23 protein-coding genes are annotated in these 23,460 nt (G+C 69.5%); 21 read left to right on the forward strand and 2 right to left on the reverse strand.

Annotation, left to right across the window (positions count from 1 at the left end):
* Nucleotides 1-67 precede the first annotated feature (67 nt).
* Nucleotides 68-292, reverse strand: coding sequence for a DUF3499 family protein (locus tag HZF19_RS12940; protein ID WP_208029207.1), 225 nt, complete (start codon nucleotides 290-292; stop codon nucleotides 68-70).
* Between the two features lie 108 nt (nucleotides 293-400).
* Here HZF19_RS12940 and HZF19_RS12945 point away from each other — a divergent pair, with 108 nt between their 5' ends.
* The 18 genes from HZF19_RS12945 (at nucleotide 401) to HZF19_RS13030 (ending at nucleotide 20,320) form a co-directional block, all read left to right on the forward strand.
* Nucleotides 401-3,103 carry a hypothetical protein gene (locus tag HZF19_RS12945; protein ID WP_208029208.1) on the forward strand — a complete coding sequence of 901 codons (2,703 nt, stop codon included), beginning with the start codon at nucleotides 401-403 and terminating at the stop codon, nucleotides 3,101-3,103.
* Nucleotides 3,100-4,005 carry a glycosyltransferase gene (locus HZF19_RS12950; RefSeq protein ID WP_208029209.1) on the forward strand — a complete coding sequence of 302 codons (906 nt, stop codon included), beginning with the start codon at nucleotides 3,100-3,102 and terminating at the stop codon, nucleotides 4,003-4,005. Before HZF19_RS12945 ends, HZF19_RS12950 begins: the two co-directional genes overlap by 4 nt.
* Nucleotides 4,006-4,058: 53 nt before the next feature.
* Complete coding sequence (locus tag HZF19_RS12955; RefSeq protein ID WP_208029210.1) at nucleotides 4,059-5,462, forward strand: phosphomannomutase/phosphoglucomutase; 1,404 nt, start codon at nucleotides 4,059-4,061, stop codon at nucleotides 5,460-5,462.
* Between the two features lie 2 nt (nucleotides 5,463-5,464).
* Nucleotides 5,465-5,701, forward strand: a complete 237-nt coding sequence (locus HZF19_RS12960) for a Trm112 family protein (RefSeq protein WP_208029211.1) — start codon at nucleotides 5,465-5,467, stop codon at nucleotides 5,699-5,701.
* 7 nt (nucleotides 5,702-5,708) lie between these two features.
* Nucleotides 5,709-6,749 (forward strand): bifunctional phosphoglucose/phosphomannose isomerase, encoded by a 1,041-nt coding sequence (locus HZF19_RS12965; protein ID WP_208029212.1) that lies wholly within the window; start codon nucleotides 5,709-5,711, stop codon nucleotides 6,747-6,749.
* A gap of 179 nt (nucleotides 6,750-6,928) precedes the next feature.
* Entirely contained in the window at nucleotides 6,929-8,404 is a 1,476-nt protein-coding gene (gene ahcY, locus HZF19_RS12970; protein ID WP_208029213.1) for an adenosylhomocysteinase, read from the forward strand.
* 42 nt (nucleotides 8,405-8,446) lie between these two features.
* Nucleotides 8,447-9,286 carry an SDR family NAD(P)-dependent oxidoreductase gene (locus HZF19_RS12975; protein WP_208029214.1) on the forward strand — a complete coding sequence of 280 codons (840 nt, stop codon included), beginning with the start codon at nucleotides 8,447-8,449 and terminating at the stop codon, nucleotides 9,284-9,286.
* Nucleotides 9,287-9,413: 127 nt separating this feature from the next.
* On the forward strand, nucleotides 9,414-10,073 hold the full coding sequence (locus tag HZF19_RS12980; protein WP_208029215.1) for a ComF family protein: 660 nt from the start codon (nucleotides 9,414-9,416) through the stop codon (nucleotides 10,071-10,073).
* Between the two features lie 53 nt (nucleotides 10,074-10,126).
* A complete protein-coding gene (locus tag HZF19_RS12985; RefSeq protein ID WP_208029216.1) occupies nucleotides 10,127-10,396 on the forward strand; it encodes a hypothetical protein in 270 nt (89 codons plus the stop codon).
* Nucleotides 10,397-10,480: 84 nt separating this feature from the next.
* Entirely contained in the window at nucleotides 10,481-11,137 is a 657-nt protein-coding gene (locus HZF19_RS12990; protein ID WP_208029217.1) for a response regulator transcription factor, read from the forward strand.
* A 46-nt stretch (nucleotides 11,138-11,183) separates the two neighbouring features.
* Nucleotides 11,184-13,904 (forward strand): preprotein translocase subunit SecA, encoded by a 2,721-nt coding sequence (secA, locus tag HZF19_RS12995; protein ID WP_208029218.1) that lies wholly within the window; start codon nucleotides 11,184-11,186, stop codon nucleotides 13,902-13,904.
* 22 nt (nucleotides 13,905-13,926) lie between these two features.
* Nucleotides 13,927-15,045, forward strand: a complete 1,119-nt coding sequence (gene prfB, locus HZF19_RS13000) for a peptide chain release factor 2 (RefSeq protein ID WP_208029219.1) — start codon at nucleotides 13,927-13,929, stop codon at nucleotides 15,043-15,045.
* A gap of 167 nt (nucleotides 15,046-15,212) precedes the next feature.
* A complete protein-coding gene (gene ftsE / locus HZF19_RS13005; protein WP_208029220.1) occupies nucleotides 15,213-15,890 on the forward strand; it encodes a cell division ATP-binding protein FtsE in 678 nt (225 codons plus the stop codon).
* 6 nt (nucleotides 15,891-15,896) lie between these two features.
* Nucleotides 15,897-16,790, forward strand: a complete 894-nt coding sequence (locus tag HZF19_RS13010; RefSeq protein ID WP_208029221.1) for a cell division protein FtsX — start codon at nucleotides 15,897-15,899, stop codon at nucleotides 16,788-16,790.
* Nucleotides 16,759-18,003, forward strand: a complete 1,245-nt coding sequence (locus HZF19_RS17230; protein ID WP_208029222.1) for a peptidoglycan DD-metalloendopeptidase family protein — start codon at nucleotides 16,759-16,761, stop codon at nucleotides 18,001-18,003. The genes HZF19_RS13010 and HZF19_RS17230 overlap by 32 nt, the downstream gene beginning before the upstream one ends.
* A gap of 52 nt (nucleotides 18,004-18,055) precedes the next feature.
* Nucleotides 18,056-18,940 carry a crotonase/enoyl-CoA hydratase family protein gene (locus HZF19_RS13020; RefSeq protein WP_208029223.1) on the forward strand — a complete coding sequence of 295 codons (885 nt, stop codon included), beginning with the start codon at nucleotides 18,056-18,058 and terminating at the stop codon, nucleotides 18,938-18,940.
* Nucleotides 18,941-18,944: 4 nt separating this feature from the next.
* Nucleotides 18,945-19,781, forward strand: a complete 837-nt coding sequence (locus HZF19_RS13025) for a hypothetical protein (RefSeq protein ID WP_208029224.1) — start codon at nucleotides 18,945-18,947, stop codon at nucleotides 19,779-19,781.
* The gene (locus tag HZF19_RS13030; RefSeq protein WP_208029225.1) at nucleotides 19,778-20,320 is read left to right on the forward strand and encodes an RDD family protein; all 543 of its coding nucleotides are present in this window, start codon (nucleotides 19,778-19,780) and stop codon (nucleotides 20,318-20,320) included. The genes HZF19_RS13025 and HZF19_RS13030 overlap by 4 nt, the downstream gene beginning before the upstream one ends.
* Here the strand turns inward: HZF19_RS13030 and HZF19_RS13035 are convergent.
* Nucleotides 20,308-20,889: a thioredoxin family protein gene (locus HZF19_RS13035; RefSeq protein WP_208029226.1), complete on the reverse strand. Its 582-nt coding sequence runs from the start codon at nucleotides 20,887-20,889 to the stop codon at nucleotides 20,308-20,310. The two genes, HZF19_RS13030 and HZF19_RS13035, sit on opposite strands and share 13 nt — an antisense overlap.
* 24 nt (nucleotides 20,890-20,913) lie before the next feature.
* Between HZF19_RS13035 and HZF19_RS13040 the strand changes: the two genes are divergently transcribed.
* From HZF19_RS13040 to HZF19_RS13050, 3 genes are read left to right on the forward strand one after another with little or no spacing between them, the layout of a single operon-like run.
* Nucleotides 20,914-21,291: a Rieske 2Fe-2S domain-containing protein gene (locus HZF19_RS13040; protein WP_208029227.1), complete on the forward strand. Its 378-nt coding sequence runs from the start codon at nucleotides 20,914-20,916 to the stop codon at nucleotides 21,289-21,291.
* 4 nt (nucleotides 21,292-21,295) lie between these two features.
* Nucleotides 21,296-22,483, forward strand: coding sequence for an AI-2E family transporter (locus tag HZF19_RS13045; protein ID WP_208029228.1), 1,188 nt, complete (start codon nucleotides 21,296-21,298; stop codon nucleotides 22,481-22,483).
* Between the two features lie 26 nt (nucleotides 22,484-22,509).
* Nucleotides 22,510-23,370 carry a Bax inhibitor-1/YccA family protein gene (locus HZF19_RS13050; protein WP_208029229.1) on the forward strand — a complete coding sequence of 287 codons (861 nt, stop codon included), beginning with the start codon at nucleotides 22,510-22,512 and terminating at the stop codon, nucleotides 23,368-23,370.
* The last annotated feature ends 90 nt before the right edge of the window (nucleotides 23,371-23,460 follow it).

Consider the following 23,460-nt stretch of genomic DNA (forward strand, 5'->3'; position numbering starts at 1 on the left):
CCCGAAAACCCGCCGCGGGTCGCACGGGCCAACGCGCGACGGTGAGCATGCGCGGTCGAGGACGTGCTCAGCTCGCCTCGCGCACCAGGCTCGGCACGAGGTTCCGGCGGTCGCGCAGCTCCCAGCCGTTGGGCACCGAGAACCCGTCGGCGTGGCGCCGGCACAGGTCGTACGTGGAGGGATGGGGCTCGGCGGTGAGCTCGACGAGCCACACCGTGCGCTCGGCGTAGGCGTACCCGAAGGTCGACGAAGCGCTCTCGGCGCATCCGGGGCGGGCACACTGGCGGGTCATGGGTCATGACGCTACCGGGTGCCCCCGGCCCGGACGTGGATCCGCCCCGGATGCACGTCGAGCTCCTCGCCTCCCGCCGTGCGGCTCGACGTGCCACCATGCGAATCCATGACCGAGGCCCTCACCGACGTCGACGCGCTCGGCGCCTCCGAGGAGCGACAGGAGGGCGGCGCTCCACTGGACGACGTCCCGACGCCGCCCGCTGGCCCCGACCTGCAGGACCTGGAGCCCTCCGAGCCGCCTCCGCCGCCGTCGCGGCTGTTCGGCCTGACCGTCGAGGGCTGGGTCTCCCTGCTCATCGTCGCGGGGTGCGTGCTGTTCACGTTCTCCCAGCTCAGCCCGAGCGACGTGCTCTCGACCACGACCCCGGCAGGGGGCGATATGGGCGCTCACGTCTGGGGCCCGGCCTACCTGCGCGACCACCTGCTCCCGGCCGGGCGGCTCACGGGGTGGACTCCGGACTGGTACGACGGCTTCCCTGCCTTCCACTTCTACATGGTGATCCCCTCGTTGGTGATCGCCCTGCTGAGCTACGTGCTGCCCTACGGGTTGGCCTTCAAGCTCGTGGCCATCAGCGGGGTGCTCACCCTGCCGATCGCGGGGTGGGCGTTCGGCCGTCTCACCCGCCTCCCGTTCCCGATCCCCGCCCTGCTCGCGGTGGGGATGACGGCGTTCCTGTTCGACCGATCGTTCTCCATCTACGGGGGGAACATCCCCTCCACCCTCGCCGGGGAGTTCGCGTTCAGCATCTCGCTCACGTTCGCGGTGCTGTACCTGGGGGTGCTGGGGCGAGGCCTCCAGACCGGCAGGCACCGCGGGTGGGCCGCGACGCTGCTCGCCCTCACGGCGCTGTGCCACCTGATCCCGCTGTTCTTCGCCCTCGCCGGCACCGCGATCTGGTTCGTGCTGACCCTCGAATGGCGCCGGCTCGACGCCCGTGTGGCCGGCGCACTGGTGGCGGTATCCGCGATCGCCGCTGCGGGCTTGGCCGCCTTCACGTCCTTCGCTCAGGAGATCGTGGTCGGCTGGGTTCGCTTCGGGGTGCTCTGGGCGATGGTGGCCCTGGTGGCCCTCGTGGTCGCGACGATGATCGCCGAGTTCCCGAAGGTCCGGCTGCTCTACCTGGCGACGGTGCTACCGGTGGCAGGCCTGATCACCGCCTTCTGGACGGTCCCCTTCTACCTCCAGAGTCGGTACATGAACGACATGGGGTGGGAGAAGAAGGAGAACTACGCCAACTACCTGTTCAGCCGTGAGCACCTCGATCCCCAGCTCGTGGACGCTCCCCCCATCAAGTGGCTGCTGGCCCTGGCCGCGGTCGGGGCGCTCATGGCGATCGTGTGGGGGATCGCCGAGCGCCGCCGGGGCGGCATGTTCTGGATCGGTGTGGCGCTGGTCGCGGCGATCGGGTTCGTGCTGGCCCCGCAAAGCAGGCTGTGGAACGCCCGGCTGCTGCCCTTCTACTACCTCGCGCTCTACTGCCTCGGCGCGATCGGGGTGGCGTACGTGCTCCGTACCTTCGCCATGCTGTTCGCGAAGGACCCCCTGCGCCCCGTTCGCTGGGTGCCGGTGGCCGGCGCGTCGGTGGCCGCGCTGCTGGCCATCGTCGCGCTGGCGGTGCCGCTACGCGCTCTGCCCCGGAGCATCCTCGGCATGAACCTCGTACACCAACGGTCCGACCAGCAGTACCAGTGGTGGTTCCTGCCGCCCACGAAGGACGACAGCTTCATCGACTCGTGGGCCAAGTGGAACTTCTCCGGCTACGAGGGCAAGGCTGCCTATCCCGAGTACCACGACATCGTGCAGACCATGGCCGATCTCGGTCGAGAGCGCGGCTGTGGTCGGGCGATGTGGGAGCACGAGGAGCAGCACGATCGTTACGGCACGCCGATGGCGCTCATGCTGCTCCCGTTCTGGACCGACGGGTGCATCGGCTCACAGGAGGGGCTCTACTTCGAGGCCTCCAGCACGACGCCCTACCACTTCATCAACCAGGACGAGCTCTCCTCGGCGCCGTCGAACGCCCAGCGGGATCTGCCCTACGGTCCCGGCGTGCCCAGCCGCAGCGACTTCGACCGGGGCATCCAACACCTCCAGATGCTGGGCGTGAAGTACTACATGGCCATCAGCGATCGGATGATCGACTACGGCCGCCGCAACCCGGATCTCACCGAGGTGGCCACGTCGGGACCGTGGGTGGTGTTCGAGGTGGCGGAAAGCGAGCTGGTCACGCCGTTGCCGTACGAACCGGCGGTGGTGCGCGGCATCGAGGACTCGCACAAGACGTGGTTGGAGCGCTCGATGCGCTGGTACACCGATCCCCGGGCGTGGGCGGTGCCGCTGGCTGCCGACGGCCCGTCGGAGTGGCAGCGCATCGACGCGGACCAGCAACCGAGCGAACGACCGGTCCCCGCGGTCACGGTCTCCAACATACGAACGACCACAGACTCGATCGAGTTCGACGTCGACCAACCCGGCACCCCCGTGCTGGTGAAGACCTCGTACTTCCCCAACTGGAAGGCGTCCGGGGCCCGAGGGCCCTACCGGGTTACGCCCAACCTGATGGTGGTCGTCCCGACGAGCAACCACGTCGAGTTGCGCTACGGCTACACGGGCGTCGACCTGGCCGGATGGGGGCTGTCGTTCGTGGGGCTCGTCGGGCTGTTCTGGCTGTTCCGGTCCCGTCCACTGGTCATGTCTGACAGCGAGCGGCGAGACACCGAGGTGCCCGAAGCCGAGGCCGCGCCGGCTGCCGCGGGGGACGGGGGCCGCGAGGCGAGCGCGCAAGCGGAGGAGGCCCTCGAGCGGTGAGCCGCCTCCGGGACGCCGCTGTCGGGGCCGCGGGGGCCTTCCTCGCGGTTGGCGCCTGGCGGGCCATCTCCCGGCGGCCGTTGGCCACGAGCTGGATCCGCTCCGACCTCGACCGCAGGCGGCCGCGACCGCCGGCCCCCGGCGACCTCCGCCTCACGGTGGTCGTCCCCGCCTTCGCGGAGCAGGGACGCATCGGTGAGACTGTCCGCCGGCTCCGGGTCGATCTCGACAAGGTCGCCACCGATGGCGGGCTGGAGATCATCGTGGTCGATGACGGGTCGCCCGACAGCACCGCCCGCGAGGCGGAGCGGGCGGGGGCCGACCGGGTCGTCCGTCATCCCCGCAACCGGGGCAAGGGGGCGGCGGTGCGCACGGGCGTGCTCATGGCCCGCGGGCGCACCATCGCCTTCACCGACGCCGATCTGGCTTACTCGCCGGACCAGATCCTGGGCCTGCTGGAGGAGATCGAGGCCGGCTGGGACGTGGTGGTCGGCAGCCGCCGCCACACCGAGACCACCACCCTGGTGCGCGCTCGCCGGCTGCGTGAGGTGGGCGGCCGGGCCATCAACCTGCTCACCCGGGCCGTGCTGCTCGGCCACTACCGCGACACTCAGTGCGGCTTGAAGGCCTTCCGCTCCGACGTGGCCCGGGTGATCTTCACCCACTGTCGGGTCGACGGCTTCGCGTTCGACGTCGAGGTCTTCCACCTGATCGAGCGGTACCACCTGTCACTGGCCGAGGTCCCCGTGCGGGTCGAGAACTCGCCCGCGTCGACGGTCAAGGTGGCTCGCGACGCGCTGCGGCTGGTGCGTGACCTGTTCCGCATCCGCCGCTGGGCCCGCCAAGGTGTGTACGACCCGCTGCCCGGCGAGCTCGATCCGGGTGATCTCCCGGTCGGCTGAGGACCGGCCGGTCTGGGAGTCGGCAGCGCACCACCCACTAGGGTTGGCCCGCCATGGCAACCATCAGCGCCGAGGCGCTCGACTCGATCTTCAAGGCCTACGACGTCCGCGGCACCGTTCCTGACCAGCTCGACGCGGACGTCGTCGAGCGGGTGGGCGCCGCCTTCGCCCGCTTCGCCCGCGACGAGGCCGAGGCCGGGCGGCACGGTCCGGCCGACCGGGTGCTCGTGGCCCACGACATGCGGCCGTCGGGCCCGGCGTTCGCCGAGGCATTCGCCCGCGGTGTCATCTCCCAGGGACTCGACGTCATCCACATGGGGCTGGCCTCCACCGATCTGCTCTTCTGGGCGGCCGGCCACTTCGACGCGCCGGGAGCGATGCTCACCGCGTCCCACAACCCCGCGCAGTACAACGGCATCAAGCTGTGCCTCGCCGGCGCTAGGCCCGTCGGCATCGAGACCGGCCTGGCCCGCATCAAGCAGGACACGCTCACCGGCCTGCCGGAACGAGACCGGAAGGGGTCGATCACGAGCGTGGACGCGCTGCCCGCGTTCGCCGAGCACGTCCATTCCTTCGTCGACGTGGCGGGGCTGAAGCCGCTCAAGATCGTGGCGGACGCGGCCAACGGTATGGGGGGGCTCATCGCGCCGGCCGTCTTCTCGGGGCTGCCGTTCGAGCTCGAGGTGCTCTACGGCGAGCTCGACGGCACCTTCCCCAACCACCCGGCCGACCCGATCCAGCCGGAGAACCTCCGTGACCTGCAAGCTCGGGTGGTCGAGACGGGAGCCGACGTGGGCCTCGCCTTCGACGGCGACGCCGACCGGGTGTTCCTCGTCGACGACCAGGGCCAACCACTCTCGGGATCCCTGACGACCGCGATCGTGGCCGCAGCGATCCTCGAGAAGCATCCGGGGTCGACGATCCTCTACAACCTGATCTGCTCGAAGGCCGTGCCCGAGATCATCCGTGAACGGGGTGGGAAACCGGTCCGGACCCGGGTGGGCCACTCGTTCATCAAGCAGGTCATGGCCGAGACCGGCGCGGCGTTCGGGGGCGAGCACTCCGGCCACTACTACTTCCGGGACAACTACCGGGCGGACTCCGGAATCATCGCCGCGCTCGTGGTGCTGGAGGTGCTCTCCCATGCCGGCGAGCCACTGTCGTCGCTGCGCGTCCCGTACGAGCGGTATGCGGACTCGGGTGAGATCAACACCCGGGTGCGCGACGCGGCCGCCGTGATCGACCGGGTGGCCGAGCACTTCGCCGGCGCGGCGCAGGACCGGCTCGACGGCTTGACCGTCGATCTGGGTGACTGGTGGTTCAACCTCCGCCCGTCCAACACCGAGCCACTGCTCCGGTTGAACCTCGAGGCTCGCGACCGCCCGTCCTGCGACCGGCACGTCGAGGAGGTACGAGCTCTGATCGCCGCAGCCGACGACGCTACGAAGGGAGCGTGAGCATGGCACTCGACCCGCAGCTTCTCGAGATCCTCGCCTGCCCCGAGGACAAGGGTCCCCTCCTGTACTTCGAGGACGAGGATCTGCTGTACAACCCGCGCCTCAAGCGGGGCTACGAGGTCCGCGACGGCATCCCGATCATGCTGGTCGACGAGGCTCGCTCCGTCTCCGACGAGGAGCACGAGCGTCTGATGGCGAAGGCCGATGCCGAGGGCATCCGACCCACGTTCGAGGAGTGAGCCAGCCTTGAACGACATCCTGGACACCCTCGGGATGTTCGACGCGGCTGCCGCACTGCCCGAGCAGGTCGCGGCAGCAGCCGAGACGGCTCGCGCGGTCACCGGGCCGCTCCCCGACCACGACGACATCGAGAACGTCGTCGTGTTGGGCATGGGGGGCAGCGGCATCGGCGGCGACCTCCTCCGGGAGGTCGCGGGGCCGTTCATGCCGGTTCCCGTGGTGGTGCACAAGGGCTACGGCATCCCCAACTTCATCGGGGAGGGCTCGCTGGTGTTCGCGCTGTCGTTCTCGGGGAACACCGAGGAGACCCTGGAAGCAGCCTCGGAGGCCGCCGCAGCCGGTGGCCGTCTGGTCGTGGTGAGCAACGGTGGTGACCTGGCCGAGCTGGCCGAGCAGTGGGGCGCGGCGACCGTTCCGGTCCAGGAGGGCATCCCGATGCCCCGGGCGGCGATCGGCGCCCTCAGCATCCCGCCTCTGGTGGTGCTCGAGACGGTGGGTCTCTTCCCCGGCGCGTCGGCATGGGTCGAGGCGGCAGTGGCCCAGCTTCGTGCCCGCCGTGACGAGCTGATCACGGAGGGGAACATGGCCCAGCGGCTCGCCCGGCGCATCGGACGGCAGCTCCCGATCGTCTACGGCGGGGGCGGGCTGGGCGGGCTGGCCGCGCTGCGGTGGAAGAACCAGTTCAACGAGAACGCCAAGGTCCCGGCCTTCTGGAACCAGCTCCCCGAGCTGTGCCACAACGAGCTGTGCGGGTGGGGCCAGCACGGCGACGTCACTCGCCAGGTCTTCCGGCTGATCGAGCTCCGGCACGACTACGAGCACCCGCAGGTGATGCGCCGCTTCGATCTGGTCAACGAGTTCGTGGAGGAGGTCGTGGCCGCGATCGAGGTGGTGGAGGCCCAGGGTGAGGGCGCGCTCGCGCAGCTCTTGGATCTCGTGCTGATCGGCGACTTCGTCAGCCTCCACCTCGCCGCCCTCGCCGACGTCGATCCCGGCCCGGTGCCCGTGCTGGACCTGATCAAGGAGCGCCTCGCGGACGGCGGCTGACGCCGTCCGGCCCTCGGGCCGGCACGGCTGAGCGGCACGACTACACTCCGCTTCCCGGGCTGCCGTGATCGGTGTCAGAAGACCCCAGCCCGCGGAGAGCACGCATCCGCCCGTCGGCGTGGTCATGGCGAGCGCGACCTCGTGCTCGCCTCGCGTTCGACTCGAGCCCGGGAGACCCCATGACCATCACCACCGCGTTCACCGACGCCAAGGACTTCCGCGTCGCCGATCTGGCCCTGGCCTCGTTCGGTCGGAAGGAGATCCAGCTGGCCGAGCACGAGATGCCCGGTCTCATGGCGTTGCGAGCCGAGTACTCCGACGCCCAGCCACTGCGCGGCGCTCGCATCACGGGGTCGCTGCACATGACCGTGCAGACCGCGGTGCTCATCGAGACCCTCACCGCACTCGGGGCGCAGGTCCGCTGGGCGAGCTGCAACATCTTCTCGACGCAGGACCACGCGGCGGCCGCGGTCGTCGTCGGGCCCGACGGCACGCCCGACGACCCGAGAGGGGTCCCGGTGTACGCCTGGAAGGGTGAGACCCTCGAGGAGTACTGGTGGTGCACCGAGCAGGCCTTGCGCTGGCCGACGGATGACGACGGCACGCCGGGCGGACCGAACATGATCCTCGACGACGGTGGGGACGCCACCCTGCTCGTGCACAAGGGCGTCGAGTTCGAGCGGGCGGGCAAGGTCCCCGAGCCCTCCGACGACGACAGCGAGGAGTGGGCAGTGGTCCTCGGACTCCTCCGTCGCACGTTGTCGGAGGACCCGCAGCTCTGGCACCGGATCGCGGCGGGCATCAAGGGCGTCACCGAGGAGACGACCACCGGCGTCCACCGTCTCTACCAGATGCAGGAGCTCAACCAGCTCCTGTTCCCCGCGATCAACGTCAACGACTCGGTCACCAAGTCGAAGTTCGACAACCTCTACGGATGCCGCCACTCCCTGATCGACGGCATCAACCGGGCCACCGACGTCATGATCGGCGGGAAGGTGGCGGTGGTCTGCGGCTACGGGGACGTCGGCAAGGGCTGCGCGGCCTCGCTGCGCGGCCAGGGGGCGCGGGTGATCGTGACGGAGGTCGACCCGATCTGCGCCCTGCAGGCGGCCATGGAGGGGTACCAGGTCACGCGCCTCGAGGACGTTCTCGACGAGGCCGACATCTTCATCACCGCGACCGGCTGCAAGGACGTGATCACGGCCGAGCACATGGCCCGGATGAAGCACCAGGCGATCGTTGGGAACATCGGCCACTTCGACAACGAGATCGACATGGCCGGGCTGAAGCGCCTGTCCGACGTGCAGCGGGTCAACATCAAGCCGCAGGTGGACGAGTACGTGTTCCCCGACGGGCACTCGGTGATCATCCTGGCCGAGGGACGGCTGCTGAACCTGGGCTGCGCGACCGGGCACCCGAGCTTCGTGATGTCCAACAGCTTCTCGAACCAGGTCATCGCCCAGATCGAGCTGTACACCCACACGGACTTCTACGAGCGCAAGGTGTACACGCTGCCTAAGCACCTCGACGAGAAGGTCGCCCGGCTGCACCTGGATGCTCTGGGCGTGAAGCTCACGACGCTCACCGAAGAGCAGGCCGCCTACCTCGGCGTGGCGCCCGAGGGCCCGTTCAAGCCCGATCACTACCGTTACTGACCATCGGGCCGGTCGCCCGGCTCACGACCAGGGAGGACCACGATGGAGGAGCTGCGGGGCAAGGTCGCGGTGGTGACCGGCGCGGCGTCGGGGATCGGGCTGGGGCTGGCGAAGCGCTTCGGGGCCGAGGGCATGAAGCTGGTCCTCGCCGACGTCGATGAGCCCGGCCTGCGAGCCGCAACGGACGAGCTGCGGTCCGCCGGTGCGGAGGTGATCGGGGTACGCACGGACGTCTCCGACGGCGGCGACGTCGAGGCGCTTTTGGACGCCACACTCGACGTCTTCGGCGCCGTCCACCTGGTCTGCAACAACGCCGGGGTCGGCATCGGAGGCCAGATCACGGGCCTCGACGTCAAGGACTGGGAGTGGGCGCTGGGGGTGAACCTCTGGGGCGTCATCCACGGCATGCGGGTCTTCCTCCCCGTGCTTCTCGAGCAGGACGAAGGTCACATCGTCAACACCGCCTCGGTGGCCGGGCTCTTCGCCACCCCCTTCATGGCGCCCTACTGCGCGACGAAATACGCGGTCGTGGCCATCTCGGAGTGCGCCTACCACGAGCTGGCGATGCAGGGATCACAGGTGGGCATCTCGGTGCTGTGCCCCGCGTGGGTCCGCACCAACATCGCCGATTCGGAACGCAGCCGGCCCGCGCACCTGCAGGTCGAGCGACCCGGCGACGCGCCGGGAGCGCCAGACCTGCGCGAGGTCCTGAGGGAGGTGATCGCGACCGGCAAGGACCCGAGCGAGGTGGCCCAGACGGTCGCTGATGCGGTGCGCAGCAAGCGTTTCTACGTCGTGACCCACCGCGAGAGCCTCGCTGCGATCGAGGCTCGCATGCGGGCGATCCTCGACGGCGGTGCCCCACCCCTGTTGATGCCCTGAACGGGGTGTATCGGCCACCACCTGCCCCACGGCGGTCGTGCACCCCGGCCGCGTTGGTCACCGCGCACGTGACCGAGTAGGGCGTGACCGGCCGGTCGGTGTCCCAGTCCCGCCGTAAGCTCCGGCCGTGCTCTCGTTGTTGCTGCCGCCGACCTGCGGGGTGTGCCGGTCGCCTGGTTCGTCGCCGTGCGCCCGCTGCGCGTCCGAGCTCGTCCCGGCGGCCGAGACGCCGGCGCCTGCCGGCCTCGAATCGTGCCGGGCGCTGATCGCGTACGAGGGCACGGGCCGCCTGCTCGTCACCGCGCTCAAGTACCGCAACCACCGCGAGGTGCTGGATCACATCGCCGGGCCGCTGGCGATGCTCGCCGACCCGTCGGCGGTCGACGTGGTGACCTGGGCTCCCACCACGGGGAGCAGGCGGAGAGATCGGGGCTTCGACCAGGCACGCCTCCTCGCCGAGGAGGTGGCCCAGGCGTTGCGGCGGCCGTGCCGCCGGCTGCTCGACCGGCTCCCGGGGCCTCCACAGACCGGCAAGGGCGTGCTCGAGCGGATCGGGGGGCCGTCGTTCACGGCTCGGTCGGTGGTCGGGCTGCGGGTCCTCGTGGTGGACGACGTGATGACCACGGGGAGCACGCTGTCACGGGCCGCCGCTGCGCTACGGCGGGAGGGTGCCACGGCGATCCACGGGCTCGCGCTGGCTCGTACCCCGCGCACCGGTCCCGCTGCGGTCGAGCGGGCGGGACGGGCCCGTCAAGGACGCCCGGGCGCGCTCAAGTGTGGCGGGTGAGCGGCCGAAGAAGTGGGTGAATGACAACGTGGTGATCTTCCACAACGAGGCGGATGATGCAGCCCACCCAGGTTCAGGTCGAGCGGTCTCTCGAAGCGCTGCGGGGCGGGAACACCGAAGCGCCCGCGTCGGTCGCGGCCGATCCCGAGCGACGGATCGAAGACGTCCCCACCGCGGTGTTCGAGGTGCTGGCCGAGTCGCCGCCGGTCCGGGTCGATCGCCTGGAGCAGGCCCGTCAGCGCCTCGTGGCTGGCGAGCAGCCCACGGCTGACGACCTGGCCCGGCGCATGGTCGGTCGGCTGGTGTGCGACCGCCTGCGCTGAGGGGTCACCGCAGCGGGGTCGGATACGGATCGGTAGGGTCGGGCCATCCTCGCCGGGGTCAGATCGAAGTGGCACGACCGTGCCATGCGGGTGCTCGTGCTGGACGAGTCGCCGCTGTTCAGGCGGCAGCTCATCGTCGCGCTCGAGCGGCATCCCGACATCGAGGTGATCGGCGAGGCGGCAGAGGCTGACACCGGCCTGGGCCGCACGGCCGAACTGGTTCCTGATGTCGCCGTCCTCACCATGCGCCTCCCGCCGATGGGAGGCAGGCGCGCCGCGGTCTCTCTCCGGGAGGTCGCCCCGGGGATCGAGGTCCTGATCGTGGTCGGGCCCGACGACGATCCGGAGCTGGCGAGGTTAGCCCGGGCAGGCGTCACCGGCTTCGTCCCCTGGGAGGCGGCGACCGCGCGATGCGCCGTCGCGGTTGAAGAGCTCGTGCGCGGGCGGCCGGTCCTGACTCCTCGGGCTGCAGCTGCGGTGCTCGCCGAGTACGAGCGCCTCGGCCGCCACGCCGGCTCCATCCAGGACGATCTCTCCCCGCCCGTGCTCGAGGGGCGCGAGCGGCAGGTACTGGAGCGCTTGGCCGACGGCTCCTCGCTCATCGGGGCCAGCGAGGACCTGGCCGGGGGTGCACCGACGGCCGCCAACCTGGTGCGCAACGCCCTGCTGAGGCTCCAACGTCATGCCAGGGCCGAGGCGATCCTGCACACGGCACCTGCACCCTCGACCGGCGGCGGCTGATCCCCGGCTGCCGGACCTGGCACCCACCGGTAGACTCGGACGTCTCATGGGCGTATTCGACAAGCTCTTGCGGGCCGGCGAGGGCAGGAAGCTGCGGGCCCTGCAGGCGCTGGTGCCCGACATCAATGCGCTGGAGCCGGAGCTCCAGGCGCTCTCCGACGCCGAGCTGCGGGCCAAGACGGACGAGTTCCGTCTGCGCCTCGACAACGGCGCGGATCTCGACGACCTGCTCATCGAGGCGTTCGCGGTGGTGCGCGAATCCGCGACCCGGGTGATCGGCCAACGTCACTACGACGTTCAGCTGATGGGCGGCGCGGCGTTGCACTTCGGCTGGGTGGCGGAGATGAAGACCGGCGAGGGCAAGACCCTCGTCTCCACCCTCCCCGTCTACCTGAATGCGCTCAACCGCAGGGGAGTCCACGTCATCACGGTGAACGACTACCTCGCCACCCGCGACTCGGAGTGGATGGGCCAGGTGCACCGCTTCCTCGGGCTCAGCGTCGGGTTGATCATCCCGGGCCAGTACGACGCCGACCACAAGCGCGCGCAGTACGCGTGCGACATCACCTACGGCACCAACAACGAGTTCGGCTTCGACTACCTCCGGGACAACATGGCAATGACCCGAGCCGACCAGGTGCAGCGAGGGCACGTCTACGCCATCGTCGACGAGGTCGACTCCATCCTGATCGACGAGGCTCGCACCCCGCTGATCATCTCCGGCCGAGTGGCCGATGCCGCCAAGCTCTACTACCAGTTCGCGAGCATCGTCCGGGGCCTCAAGCGCGATGTGCACTACGAGGTCGACGAGGAGAAGCGTACGGTCGCGCCGACCGACGAGGGCGTGGAGGCGGTCGAGAAGGCCCTCGGCGTCGAGAACATGTACGACGGTGTCTCGCAGAACCTGGTCCATCAGCTCCAAGCGGCTCTCAGGGCCAAGGAGCTGTTCAAACGTGACAAGGACTACGTGGTCCAGCACGGCGAGGTGAAGATCGTCGATGAGTTCACCGGTCGCATCCTGGAGGGGCGTCGCTGGTCCGAGGGTCTCCACCAGGCCGTGGAGGCCAAGGAAGGGGTGAGGATCAAGGAGGAGAACCAGACCCTGGCGACGGTCACCCTCCAGAACTACTTCCGCATGTACGAGAAGCTCGCCGGCATGACGGGCACCGCGCAGAGCGACGCCGCGGAGCTCGCCAACACCTACGAGCTGCAGGTCGTGCCCATCCCCACCCACCGGCCGATGATCCGCATCGACCAACCCGATCTCATCTACAAAACCGAGGACGCGAAGTTCGCCGCGGTGGTCGAGGACATCGTCGAGCGCCACGAGATCGGCCAGCCCGTGCTGGTGGGCACCATCTCGGTCGAGAAGTCCGAGAAGCTCTCCCGCATGTTGGCCAAGCACGGGGTCCCCCACGAGGTGCTCAACGCCAAGCAGCACTTCCGGGAGGCGGAGATCATCGCCCAGGCCGGCCGCCTCCACGCGGTGACGGTGGCGACCAACATGGCGGGCCGCGGCGTCGACATCCTCCTGGGTGGCAACCCGGAGGGCTTGGCGAAGCGTGACGTCGTGGCCGAAGGTCTCGACCCCGAGTCCGAGGAGGGCCGGGCCCGGATACAGGAGCTCACGGCCAAGTACGCGCCGGAGTGCAAGGCCGAGGGGGACCAGGTCCGCGAGCTCGGCGGCCTGTACGTCCTCGGCACCGAACGGCACGAGAGCCGCCGGATCGACAACCAGCTCCGGGGCCGTTCTGGCCGCCAGGGGGACCCGGGCGAGAGCCGCTTCTACCTGTCCCTCGAGGACGACCTGATGCGCCTGTTCGCCACCGGGGCCATGGCCTGGGTGATGGGCAAGGCCCTGCCCGACGACGTCCCCATCGAGGCGAAGATGGTCACGAAGGCCATCGAACGGGCGCAGAACACCGTCGAGCAGCGCAACGCCGAGATCCGCAAGAACGTCCTCAAGTACGACGAGGTGATGAACGAGCAGCGCAAGGTCATCTACAAGCGCCGCGACCAGATCCTCGACGCGGCCGACCTGCGCGACGAAGCCCTCGAGTACCTGGCGGAGGCCGTCGAGGGCATCATCGGCACCTACTGCGTGAGCGACTACGTCGAAGAGTGGGATCTCGATGGTCTGATCCCCGAGATCGCCACCTTCTGGCCGACGAAGGTGACGGCCGAGGAGCTGCGCCAGCTCGCCACCACCGACGACCTCTACGAGCGGTTGATGGGCGAGGCGCTCGCCTGCTACGAGGCTCGCGAGGCCGAGCTCGGGGTGGAGACCATGCGGGAGGTCGAGCGCCAGGTGATGCTGCGCATCATCGACCAGCGCTGGCGTGAGCATCTCTACGAGATGGACTACCTGCAGGAGGGCATCAACCTGCGGGCGATGGGTCAGAAGGACCCGCTGGTCGAGTGGCAGCGTGAGGGCTTCGAGATGTTCGGGGCGATGATGCAGTCGATCGCCCAGGACTTCGTGAAGTACGTGATGCACGCGCAGGTCTCGGTGGCGCAGCAGCCGCAGGCCGAGCCCGCGGTGCGCGACGTGCAGTACAGCGCGCCGTCGGATCCTTCCGAGGCGGGGAGCAACCTGGCGGCCGCAGCTCGGGCTCAGGCCCTCGCCGAGGGCGGGGAGCCACCGCCGGAGGCGGTCCAGGAGGTGACCCAGCAGCCCGTCGTCAAGAGCGAGTGGGACAAGACCCCACGTAACGCGCCCTGCCCGTGCGGTTCGGGCAAGAAGTTCAAGCTGTGCCACGGCCGCTGAGCGGCCAGGTCAGGTGAGCCCGATGAATGATTTCAGCGACGATCTCGCGTCCCTCCGCCGGCGGCTGGAGCAGGCGCACGGCTACCTGCGGATCGACGAGCTCGAGCGCGTCCGGCCCCAGCTGGAGACCGAGGCGTCCCGACCGGATCTCTGGGACGACCCCGAGACGGCCCGCAAGGTCACCAGCGAGCTCGCGGCCGTCACCGACGACCTCGATCTCTACGAAGGGCTGCGCCGGCAGCTGGACGACGCCGAGACGCTCTTCGAGCTGGGACGGGAGGAGGGGGACGACTCGGTCGAGCCCGAGATCGCCGCGGCGATCGCCGATCTGTCCAGCAGGTTGGACGAGCTCGAGCTACGGGCGCTGTTCACCGGTGAGTACGACGAGCGCGACGCGGTGTGCGAGGTCCATTCCGGCGCCGGAGGGACGGATTCGCAGGACTGGGCCGAGATGCTGTTGCGCATGTACCTGCGGTGGGCCGAGAAGCGCGGCTTCACCGTCGAGCTCGATGAGGTGCAGGCCGGGCAGGAAGCGGGCATCACCTCGGCCACGTTCATCGTGCACGGGCGCTATGCGTACGGACTCATGCGCTCGGAGCGCGGTGTGCACCGTCTGGTACGCATCTCGCCGTTCGATGCCAACGCACGGCGCCACACGGCGTTCGCCTCCGTGGCGGTGGTCCCGTTCATGGAGGAGGAAGACATCGAGATCGAGATCGACGACAAGGATCTCCGCATCGACACTTACCGTTCGTCGGGAGCTGGCGGTCAGCACGTGAACGTGACCGACTCGGCCGTGCGGATCACCCACCTGCCCACCGGCATCGTGACCTCGTGCCAGAACGAGCGCAGCCAGCACCAGAACAAGGAGCGAGCGATGCAGATCCTGAAGGCCAAGCTCGCCGATCTGCAGCGGGCTGAGCGGGAGGCGGAGCTGGCCGCGCTCTCGGGTGAGCAGAAGAAGGTCGAGTGGGGCAGCCAGATCCGCTCGTACGTGCTGCACCCGTACCAGCAGGTGAAGGATCTCCGGTCGGGCTTCGAGGTCGGCAACGTGGAGGGGGTGCTCGACGGCGACCTCGACGGGCTCATGGAGGCCTACCTGCGCTGGGAGCGCTCCGCCGCCGAGCCGGCCGGCGAGTAGGGGCGGGGAGCCCCGACCCCGCTCGGGCCCAGCTCCGGCCGGACGACCAGCCCAGATGGGGGCTGTCACCACCAGGGGTCCGGGCGCGTCTACGCTGGCGGGCCGGTGCTCGCCAGGGCGGAGGGTGCGCCAGTCCACTCCAGAGCCCGTTGTAACGTGATCGCAACATGATCAAACTCGAGCACGTCACCAAGACCTACAAGGGCAACGTCGTCGCGCTGCGCGATGCCACCCTCGAGATCCAGAAGGGGGAGTTCGTCTTCCTGGTGGGCGCGTCCGGCTCGGGCAAGTCGACCTTCATCCGCCTGCTCAACCGGGAGGAGATCCCCGAATCGGGTCGCATCTACGTGGCCGGCAAGGACATCGGCGACCTGTCGCAGTGGAAGGTCCCCTTCCTCCGCCGCAACATCGGCTGCGTCTTCCAGGACTTCAAGCTCCTGTCGAACAAGACCGTCTTCGAGAACGTGGCCTTCGCGCTGGAGGTGATCGGTCGCCCCCGCAACGTCATCCGCACACAGGTGCCGGCGATCCTCGAGCTGGTCGGGCTGGGCGACAAGGCGTCTCGGTTCCCCCACGAGTTGTCCGGCGGTGAGCAGCAACGGGTCTCGATCGCCCGGGCGTTCGTCAACCGTCCCCTGGTCCTGTTGGCCGACGAGCCCACCGGCAACCTCGACCCGGCGACCTCGGTCGGCATCATGCGCTTGCTCGATCGCATCAACAAGACCGGCACCACGGTGGTGATGGCCACCCATGACCGAGGCATCGTCGACACGATGCGCCGACGGGTCATCGAGCTCGACCGAGGTTCGATCGTCCGCGACCAGGTGCGCGGCGTCTACGAGTAGGGACCCATGGCCATCAAGCTCGATTACGTCGTCCGCGAGACGGGCAGCAACCTCGCCCGGAACATCACGATCACCATCGCCTCGATCCTGACCGTGATGGTCTCGCTGTTCCTGGTCGGGTTCTCCCTCATGGTCAGCCAGGGTGTCCGCAACGCCACCGAGCGCTGGCAGGAGGGTGTCGAGTTCGTGGTGTTCATGCACGCCGACGCGACACCGGAGCAGATCGCATCCGTGCAGGCCGATCTCGAAGGCAGCCCCGAGGTGCAGAAGGTGTCCTTCGTCGACAAGAACGCGGCCTACGACGAGTTCAAGCGGCTGTTCTCCGATTCCCCCGAGCTGGTCGACAGCGTCACCCCGGAGATCCTGCCGTCGTCGTTCCGGGTCGAGCCGGTCACGAAGGACGCCGACGTGGTGCAGGCCCTGGGCAACCAGTTCCAGCAGCGGCCGGGCGTACTCAAGGTGGTGTTCGCGAGCGACACCATCCGGCTCATCCAGCAGCTCTCGAGTCGCCTGACGATCGGCATGGCGATCGTGGCGTTCATCCTGCTCGGGGCCGCGCTCCTGCTCATCCTCAACACCATCCGCATGGCGATGTTCGCTCGACGGCGCGAGATCGAGGTGCAGAAGCTCGTGGGGGCCACCAACTGGTTCATCAGGGTCCCGTTCATGGTCGAGGGTCTCGTTCAGGGGGTCGCCGGTGCCGCCATGGCCATCATCATGCTCGTGGTCTTCAGGCCCTTCTTCGAGAGCTGGCTGCCCGAGGACCAGTTCCCGCTGTTCAGCGCGCTGACGACGAGCAACGTCGAGGCGTTCTGGATCTACGTGATCATCGGGGTGGTCGGTTGCCTCATCGGTACCATCGGCGCCGGTGTCGCGGTCACCCGTTTCCTCGACGTCTGAGGCGAACGTCGTGCGAGGCGCCCGTCCGGTCGTCGCCGTCCTGCTCCTGGCAGCGTTGGTGGCCAACGACGTCGGGGCGGTGCACGCGCAGGACCAGTCGCAGGTGCACGGCGAATACGAAGAGGTGCTCGCGGAGGAGGCCCGGGCCCGCAACGACTACGAGGCCGCGGTGCTCCGGCAGTTCGCTCTCGCCGAGCAGGTCCGGGCCCTCGACGCGGACATCGCCTCGATGCAGTCCGGGTTGCAGACGGCTCAGGAGGCACTGGCCGCAGCCGAGGTCCGCGCTCTTCAGACCCGAGCCAGGCTGGAGGACACCGAGCGCCGGTTGGCGGAGGAGAAGCGCCGTTTTCAGGCCCAGGCCGTGGCCGCGTACATCGACGGCGGTTCCGCACCCTACGCCAGTCTGTCGGCGGCGTTGAGGAGCGAGGAGGGCCTCGATGCGCTCGCCAAGAGCCAGGTCTACGCCTCGGCGGTCGTCATCGATCGCAAGCAGCTCGTGGAGCGGTTCACGAGCCTGCGTGAGGAGGTCGACCGTCTGAGCGATGAAGCCGAACAGCGTCGCCTCGAGGCGAAGGCGGCGCGCGACGACGTGGCCGACCGGGTCGCTCAGCTCGAGCGACAGCGCCAGGAGCGTGTCCACGCGCAAGCCCAGGCCGAGGCAGCCGCGGCGGAGGCTCAGCGACTCTCCGGTGAGCTGGAGCTCAAGCGGCGGATGTACGAGCTGCGGTACGCCGAGCTGGCGACCCAGTCGGACTCGATCCGCGACGTGCTGGCTCGCCGCCAGCAGGACCAGATCCCTGCGCTCAGCACCTACGGCATCTTCCTCAACCCGGTGAAGGGCGGCCGGGTGGTCTCCGGCTACGGCATGCGGACGCACCCGGTGCTCGGGGTGGAACGGATGCACGCCGGCCTCGACATCGACGGCGGGCAAGGCGAGCCGATCCGGGCATCCGCTGACGGCGTGGTGCTGCTGGCGGAGGAGCGTGGTGGCTACGGACTGACGGTGGTGATCGACCACGGCAACCAGCTCGCCACCCTGTACGGGCACATGAGTGCCCTCGGGGTGAAGGCGGGCGACGCGGTGGCCCGCGGTGACGTCATCGGCGCGGTCGGCAGCACCGGTCTCTCGACCGGCCCGCACTGCCACTGGGAGGTGCGGGTGCTCGGCGTCCCCGTCGACGGGACGCCGTACCTGTCGAGGTCACCGGACTGACGTCGCCGGCGGTCGGCCTGCCGGGTAGGCCGGGTTCGTGCGAGCATCGGGCATGGACTTCGCCCAGATCCTCTACGACGTCGACGGGCCGGTGGCCACCATCACCATGAACCGGCCGGAACGGCTGAACGCCTTCACGATCACGATGCAGCGGGAGATGGTGGCCGCACTGGACCTCGCCGACGCGGACGACGACGTGCGAGCCGTGATCGTGACGGGTGCGGGGAAGGGGTTCTGTGCCGGCGCGGATCTCGGCGGGGGTGGCGAGACGTTCAACGCCGAGGCGGTGGTGGAGGCGACAGGAGGCGGCTCCCCCACGCCAGAGGGCAATCCTTACCCCCGGGACTTCGGCGGGCTGCTCACCCTGCGGATCTTCCGGATGATCAAGCCGGTCATCGCGGCCATCAACGGGGCGGCGGTAGGCATCGGGGCGACCATGACACTGCCCATGGACGTCCGTCTGGCGGCGGACGACGCCAAGCTCGGCTTCGTCTTCGCCGGGCGAGGCATCGTCCCGGAAGCCGCGTCGAGCTGGTTCCTGCCCCGGGTCGTGGGTATCAGCCAGGCCCTGGAGTGGACCATGACCGCGCGGGTGTTCCCCGCTGAGGAGGGGTTGCGGGGCGGCCTGATCCGTAGCCTGCACCCGAAGGATGATCTGCTGCCCGCGGCCCGCGCGCTGGCCGAGGAGATCGCCACCAACGCGGCGCCGGTCTCGGTCGCGCTGACCCGGCAGATGCTGTGGCGGATGTTGGGGGCGGACCATCCGATGGTGGCCCACCGAGTCGACTCCCGGGGCGTCTACTCGACGGGCCGCTCGGTCGACGCCCGTGAGGGGGTCATGGCATTCCTGGAGAAGCGGCCTGCTTCCTGGGCGATGCGTCCTTCGACCGACATGCCAGAGTGGTACCCGTGGTGGCACGAGCCCGAGTACGAGTGACGCCGTGAACCGCGAGGGGCCGACCGAGCCCTCCCTGCTCCCCGCCCTCCGGCCGCCGCAACGACTCCCCGAGGTGGGCGAGGCCGTCGAGCGGGCGAGCCGGGTCGTGCTCGGGGCGGTGCTCCTCGTCGGTGACGGTGTGGCCGCGGCGCTCCGGAGCGCGACCGCCGAGCAGGAGGGGGCGGCGCCCCCGCACGGCCCGTCGGCCTGGGTCGCTGCCCGACGGGTCGCGGTGGGACTCGCGTTCGAGACGCAGCGCCGCGTCGCCCGGGTGGCCGACACCTCGGCGAAGGTGGTGCTGCCCACCCTCGGGTGGCTCCTCGGATCGCCGATCGCCGAGCCTGCCGTGCGGCGGGTCGCCGATCGGCTCGATCGTGCCTACCAGGCGGGCCTGCTCGAGGAGCAGGCGGCTCGGGAGCTGGCGGGGCGAACGGGCGAGGCCACGGTGGAGATGGCGGTCCCGTTCATGTTGAGCGAGGTCGACCTCGAGCCGATCGTCGACCAGGTGCTGAGCGAGCTGGATCTGCCCGCTCTGGTGCAGCGGGTCATGGCGGAGCTGGACCTGGACCCGATCGTGAAGCGGGTGCTCGCCGATCTCGACCTGCCCGCCCTGGTCAACGAGGTGGTCGGCGAGCTGCAGCTGTCGAGCGTGGTGCTCGAGGCGACCGGGGGCATCACCGAGGACGTCGTCGAGCAGGTCCGTGCGCGAACCGCCTCGGCCGATGCCGTGGTGGAGCGGGTGGTGGCGAAGGTGCTCCGCAGGAGGGTCGGTGCGCCCTCGATGGCCGCATTCGACGATCACGAGCCGCCCGGAGACGCGGGTGGAGCATCCCCGCGATGAGCGACCTGGTGTCTGACCGGCTCGGACCGGGAACGGATCTCGACTCCCTGCAGGGTCAGCGAGCGGGGTTCGTCACCCGGGCGGCCGCGTTCGTCATCGACTTCCTGGTGGTCGTGGCCGGCTATCCCGCGATCATGTGGGGCATCGGCGTGCTCATCGGGTTGGTGCGCTTCGAGCAGCCGCAGTATCCCGAGCTGCCGGATGGGCTCGAGTTGTCGATCTCCGCCGCTTGGACGTGGTGCTACTTCGCCGGGTCCTGGTACGCCGTGGGTCGCACGGTCGGCCAGGCGGTGATGGGGGTCAGGGTGGTGGGACGGGGCAGGTTCCGGGTGGGGCTCGTCCGTTCGCTCCTGCGCACCTGGGTGATGTTCCTCACCCTGTTCGTGGTCGGACCGGTGTGGCTCCTGCTCAGCACGAGCCGCCTCGCGATCCACGATCGTGTGGCGCGCACGCAGGTGATCTACGAGCGGTCACGGAAGCGGTCCGACCTCCGGGTGGGGCTCGGTCCCGGCGGAACGGCGGGGCCTCAGCCGAAGTAGTCGGGCTCGTTGCCCGGCTTCCATTTGATGTTGCAGCCCAGGCTGGGGTGCTGATCTTCCGGTACGGGTCGGCCGCTCAGCACCGCTTCCACGGCCGCCTCGAGGTCGGCGCCGGTCACCGGACGTTCGTTGCCTGGCCGGCTGCCGTCGAACTGGCCGCGGTAGACCAGTCGCCGATCGCCATCGAACAGGAAGAAGTCCGGTGTGCACGCAGCCCGGTACGCCTTGGCCACGGATTGGTCCTCGTCGAACAGGTACGGGAAGTCCCAACCGGCCTGCCGGGCGAAGGTCACCATCTGCTCGGGAGCATCGGCGGGGTAGGCGTGCACGTCGTTGCTGTTGATCCCCACCACCGCGACACCGCGGGCGATCCAGCGGCGGGTCAGCAGTCCCAGCTGCTTCGCGATGTGCTTGACGTACGGGCAGTGGTTGCTGAGGAAGATGACCAGCAGGGCCGGTGCCCCGCCGAGCTGGTCGAGCGAGACCCGCCCGCCTCCGACGGGATCCGGCAGGTCGAAAGTCGGTGCTTGGGTGCCGAGTGGCAGCATGGTCGAGTTGACCGAGACCATGCACCCCACTCTACGGTGCAGCCCATGGGGTGGACGCCGGTGGCCCGCTCCGAGACCGTCGAGCCGGGGGCGGTGGTCGAGATCACCCTGGACGGCCGCGAGGTGGTCCTGTGGCGAGGGCGCTCGGGGGTGATCTGCGTGATGGATGCCCGTTGCCCCCATCAGTGGTCGCCGCTCGGGGCCGAGGGCCGGGTCGACGGGGACGAGCTGGTGTGCACGGCACACTTCTGGCGTTTCGATCGGGAGGGCTGCGGCACCAAGGTCACGGTCCTCGGTCGTCGCGATCCCAAGGCGGATATCAGGGTCCACCCCAGCCGGGAGCGCGACGGGGTGGTGGAGGTGCTGCTGGGCACCGCTCAGCTCGAGGGTCCACCGCAGGCGGAGGGCGGCGTGGCACGTTGAGGTGGTGTCCGACCTCGTGGACCAGCCGCCGAGCGCCGAGGGGCGGGAGCCATCGGACCCGGCCCCGGCACCCGAACGGATGCCGCCGTGGGTGCCCCGGGCCATCGCCTTGTTCATGGTGGGCATCGGCAGCCTCTTGGTCGTCGAATGGCTCCTCGACCGACTCCAGAGGCTGCTCCTCGACCTGCTGGTAGCCCTGTTCGTGTCGTTCGCCCTGGAGCCCGCGGTCAACTGGTTGCAGCACCGTGGCTGGCGCCGCGGGTGGGCCACCGGCGTCTCCTTCCTGGGGTTGTTGGTCTTCCTGGCCGTGTTCCTCTTCGCCATCGGGGCGGTGGTCGTCGATCAGGTCTCGCAGTTCATCGACCAGACTGACGAGTACGCCCAGAACGTGGCCGACTTCGTCAACGACCACTTCGGGGCGAACATCTCCGTGGACCAGCTGCGCGATGAGCTGACCCGCGAGGACGGGCCGGTCCGTGGGTTCGCGACCCGGCTGGCAGGGAACGCGCTCGGTATCGGGATGAGCGCGCTGGCCGCGCTGTTCCGGCTGCTCACGATCGGACTGTTCACCTTCTACCTGGTGGCCGACGGGCCCAAGTTCCGGCGCTCCGTGTGCTCGTTCCTGCCACCGGCTCGCCAACAGCGCGTCCTGGAGACCTGGGAGATCGCCATCGACAAGACCGGCGGCTACCTCTACTCACGGGCCCTGCTGGCCGGGTTGTCCACCCTCTTCCACTGGGTCGCGTTCGAGCTGACCGGGGTGAACTACGCCCTGGCGCTGGCGCTGTTCGTCGGGATCATCTCCCAGTTCGTGCCCACGATCGGGACCTATATCGCCGGTGCGGTGCCGGTGATGGTGGCGTTGGCAGCCGATCCCGTCCAGGCGTTGTGGGTGCTCGGCATCGTGGTCGTGTACCAGCAGGTCGAGAACTACGTCTTCGCCCCCCGGATCACGTCCCGGACCATGCAGTTGCACCCCGCGGTGGCGTTCGGGACGGTGATCGCCGGGGCCGCGCTCTTCGGGGGTGTCGGGGCGCTGCTGGCCCTCCCGGCGGCGGCGGTGCTGCAAGCCCTGGGTAGCGCCTACATCGCCCGGCACGAGGTGATCGAGAGCAGGATGACGGCCGAACCGCGCCCCAAACGGTCCCGCGCCCGGTTCACTAGGGGGAGGCCGCGCGAAGATGGGCGCTGAGCGGACGCACGAGGAGCGACGTCGACATGGCCAACCCGGTTCTCACCCCTGAACGCTGGCAGAGGGAGCTCACCGACGACCAGCCGGGCTGGGCCGCCCCGCGAGCGGCCACCGCGGCGGGCTACGCCGCCGGGGGCGTGCGGGAGCCGATGGCACCCCCCATGGCGGGGGCACCCACGATGACGGTCGGCGGCACCCTCACCGCGACCGGCGTGCTGTTCCTGTGCATCCTGCTCACCGGGTGGGTCGGCTGGATCCAGGTGACCCAGACCGCGGTGGACCGGACCCTGCCCGACGGGACGGTCGTCACCGACATCGTGACCGACTACCCGGGCTGGGTCTTCTGGCCGATGATCGCCGCGGTGGTGGTCGCGTTCGTGACTGTGGTCAAGCCCCACCTGGCCCGGTTCCTCGCCCCGCTGTACGCACTGGGGTTCGGCTTCTCGATCGGCGCCATCTCCCACATGTACGACTTGCAGTACGACGGCATCGTCGTGCAGGCCGTGGGCGCCACGCTGGCGGCACTCGGGGCGATGTTCGTCCTCTACGCCACCCGGATCATCAAGGTCACCCAGCGCTTCGTCATGGTCGTGGTCGGGGCGACGGCAGGGATCTTCGTGCTGTACCTGGTGACGTGGATCGCGTCGATCTTCGGCGCTGACATCGCCTTCTGGCGCCAGCCGACCGCGCTCGGCATCGGCATCTCGGTGGTGATCTGCATCGTGGCTGCGCTCAACCTGGCGATTGACTTCGCGTTCATCGAGCAGGCCACGAAGGCCGGCGCGCCGAAGTACATGGAGTGGTACGGCGCGTTCGGCATCACGGTGACCCTGGTCTGGCTGTACCTGGAGATGCTGCGGCTGCTGGCCCTGCTCCGCCAGGACTGACCGGTCCGGGCGGCCGGCGTGACCGGGGCCGGGAATGATCCCGGCCACTCCTCGGTTGATACCCCTTAGGGTACCTGCCCTCCGCTCCCA

Origin of the sequence: Rhabdothermincola sediminis (assembly GCF_014805525.1) — a bacterium.
GTDB classification, from domain to species: domain Bacteria; phylum Actinomycetota; class Acidimicrobiia; order Acidimicrobiales; family Acidimicrobilacustridaceae; genus Rhabdothermincola; species Rhabdothermincola sediminis.